The 3,562-nt window shown below is 36.9% G+C and carries 2 protein-coding genes; both read right to left on the reverse strand.

Annotated features, from left to right (window positions below):
• Positions 1-37: 37 nt before the first annotated feature.
• The gene (locus F6K22_RS35795; RefSeq protein ID WP_293109351.1) at positions 38-595 is read right to left on the reverse strand and encodes a serine/threonine protein kinase; all 558 of its coding nucleotides are present in this window, start codon (positions 593-595) and stop codon (positions 38-40) included.
• 933 nt (positions 596-1,528) lie between these two features.
• On the reverse strand, positions 1,529-3,562 hold a 2,034-nt coding region (locus F6K22_RS35800; protein WP_293109353.1), incomplete at its 5' end, for a hypothetical protein.

Consider the following 3,562-nt stretch of genomic DNA (forward strand, 5'->3'; position numbering starts at 1 on the left):
CAATTTAACGTTGAATCTAGTCAAACCGCCAACTTCCTTACCACTCCAGACATTCGCATATATAGGCAAGGGTTCCTTCTAAGATATTGGGAGTTTGCAAACTTTGGGTTTCTTTCGGAAGTAATGATGAGATACTAAAATCTATTAATTTTACTTGTTTTGTTTCCGGATGAATTAAAATATTGGCAGGTTTGATATCTTTATGAATGATGCAATTTTGATGGAGATAGTGCAGGATATCTGCTAGTTGAAGAGAAATTTCCAAAACTTGTTCGATCGACACTGAGAATTGGCGCTGATATTCTGCTAGGGAGATGTTTCCTATATCTTCCATTATTAGAGCATAACCATTCTTGTAAGGCTCTAGGGCGTATGGTTTGACAATACCGGGGATGTCGAGATTAATAGCGATCGCGTAGTGATTGTGAAATTGCACTAACTCCTTAAATAACGGATATTCATTCCGCATCAATTTGACAATAACTGGTTGCCCACTCTCCATATTTCGACCACGATAGACGAGGGTCTGAAAGCTTTCGTAGATGAGTTCAAGCGCTTGATAATTGGCAACTTTAATTGTTTTTGTCTCAATCATTGGCTCGATTTGTTCGTCCTTGAGTCTAATTTTTTTGCTCCTCAGCCTAGTTTACTTCATTTTTTTCGGAAAGTCCAACTATGGCGCTACGCGCAAGTCACTCATTCAAAAGTCATGCATTTAAAAGTAATCTCGCTCGTAAGTTTCAGGATTTACCAATGCCCTAACCTTTGCTTGGACTATTATATTAGGCATCTGGGCAAAATCAATAAATTGTCATAATAATCAAAAAATTAATTTTTGCTAGTGGGTCAAGGAAGTGTGGGAATGGTATAGCAAGGAACGAGTTGGTTAGGACATAGATTGATGATGAACCTTAGATAGAGAAATACTTTTCCCACTGTTCCCTGTTCCCTGCTATATAATAAAAAATTATTCTAAATACTTTCTATACTTATAGAATGTCTTCTTTGTGGCCATCACAAAGTTCAAGCATTATGGAAAAACTAGCAAAGGTAGTCAAAACTATTGCTTCCGAGATTCCCTTAATACCAATTACCATGCATTAATGCTATACTTAGGCAACACTTCAGTTATTAAGTAATTAACATAAGCATTTGGAACTTTTTTGCTAATTTGAGCCAAGTTAATGTTAATTATTCTTATGTTTACTTCTCGCTCTCGGACGCCCTTATGCAACGTCCCTACCTCCGACCCTACTCCCCAAAATGGGAAAATGTAGAAAAGTTGTTGAGAAATGGTATAATATCATGTCCGGTTGAACAGTTATAATTAAAGTTTGTAGTAGGGCTTGAGCAAAAAGTATGTATCGGGCTGAGAGCTATACTACAAACCATATACTTTTTTTGATCGCGCTCTTATCCGGACATGATATAACTTTGTGGGCGGGTAAATTATCTGCCATTCCCATCTGCTTCGGGCTACAATTGAGGCACAAGCATTTACCAGGGCAAAAGTCGGATTCCCTGACTATTAATTAATAAATTGGAGTAGCTCTATTTGATTAGTTTGAGCAACTATTTCTACTAATTTTTGCCATTCTTTTAGTGAATCTGAACCTTCTCCCATTGGTTTAAAATATGTAGGCCAAACTTGCGCTCGCACCTCATATAAAAATACAGGCCATTCATTTTTTACTTCTTCTCCTCGTAATATTTGATCGATAAATTCTTCTACGGCTGCAAAAACAGCTAATTTTGGTTCTGATAATAAATCTGCTAAAGCTTCTTGACATTTATAAACAGTTTCTTGATGCAATTGTTCTAAATTTTCTAGCACTTCTTCGGCAGTAGGTTTAGCAGATAGTCGGAGGGAAGTATCATCAGGAGTTAAGTCATCTAAATGTTGCCTAATCCGATAATGAAAATTTACTTCATAAGACATTTCAAATTTCCATAAATTTTGGAAAGCACGGCGTAAATTAATTTGTTCTTCAGATACTTTTTTCTCAGCAATAATTTTCAGATACTCAGGACTTTTAGTCGTACTTAAACCTGCTAAATTTCCTGGCGCTGTTAATATTTGGCTGACCTGATATTTAGCATCATCAATCAATTGTTTTAAGCCATTATCTAGAGAATTAAAATGTCGAGTTAGATGAGTCCTAATTTTATGCAAATACTCCGCATAAACAATTTCCCAAGAACCCTTTTCTCGATGTCTAACTTTAATTTCTTGTAGATTAGGAATTCCTGAATCTTCTTTACAAGCTTGAATTGCTGCTTCTACTTGGGGTTTGAAAAAATCTTCGTCTGCCAAATAACGTTGCTGTTTAAAATTCTCCAGCAATTCCATCAAACCAACTGATAAGTTACTCATCAACTGATTATATAGAGGTAGAAATACTCCCATTTCATTTTGGTTAGCAGTAGGAGTAGCTAAAGCCTGACGCGCCTTTTCTATTTCTGTCTGTACAGTTTTTTGTAGTTCAATAATTCGCTCTTGACAAGAGGAAGCATATTGTCGGTCTAAACTCTGAATTTTACTAGCCAAATAATTTAAAACAGTATCTAATATTTTTACATTAGCTGCCTCCACATCGGCACAATTAGCAATAATACAATCTACTAAATTCAGATGTTTTTTGCTCAGGTCACCAGCCAAATCTTGACAATTATTAAAATTATCACCATTAGCATAATTAGCATTAGTTTGATTGAGAATCATAAATGACCATAAATCCAAAGGCAAATCGACAATTGCTGCCCTAGCTGTGTCATAAAGTCGTACATCAACATCTGCCCAATAATCACCCTTCGCGCTAGGCATTCTCACAAATAAAACAGCATCAATATCTTGACTTAATATCTGAATTAATCGTGCTTCATCCCCAACACCAGTATCACCTAATCCAGGCATATCAACTAATGCAATTTGCCCGACTTCAGAATTAGGAAAAGGGCAAGTAATTTTCACCTCTTTAACTGCCAAATAATTAAAAAATATGCGCTGACCATCAGCAGTATCCTGAGCAACATATTCCCGAATTTCATTACTAGAAATACGCCTGGGCGGAGAATTTAATAACCCCACATATTTATCAATATTATTGTGATATCGAGTCAAATGTTCATACATCGCACCCGGTTCCGCATACCCAGGCAAATTTTCTGGCAATGGTGGCAAAGGTTTAGAAGCAAACTCAACCAAACTATTAGGTTTCGCTCCCAAATGTAGCTTTTCATAATAGGGGGCGATAATTTCATCTAAAAACGAGCGTTCGGAATAAAAAGAAACCTCGCCGTAAGTTGCAACATTGGGGTTGTGATGAATAGTGCTACGCACACCAGTACAATGTTGGCGATCGCCATCGGGAATTTCTGTAGTGGTCAACCCAGTTAAACTTTGCAAAAGGCGACTTTTTCCTTGTCTCGCACGACCAACTACCCCAATATTAAGAGTATCGCGGGAAAAACGCACCTTCAATTTTGCCAATGCTTCTAATTCTGTAGCTATTTTCAAGTACAACGCCAGAAAATCAATTTCCGCAAGTCTACCTCTGATTTT

The sequence above is a fragment of the Okeania sp. SIO2F4 genome, from assembly GCF_010672385.1.
Taxonomy (GTDB): domain Bacteria; phylum Cyanobacteriota; class Cyanobacteriia; order Cyanobacteriales; family Microcoleaceae; genus Trichodesmium.

Excerpts from the sequence above, each read along its gene's own strand:
- F6K22_RS35795 (WP_293109351.1), bottom strand. The coding sequence starts at position 595 with ATGATTGAGACAAAAACAATTAAAGTTGCCAATTATCAAGCGCTTGAA.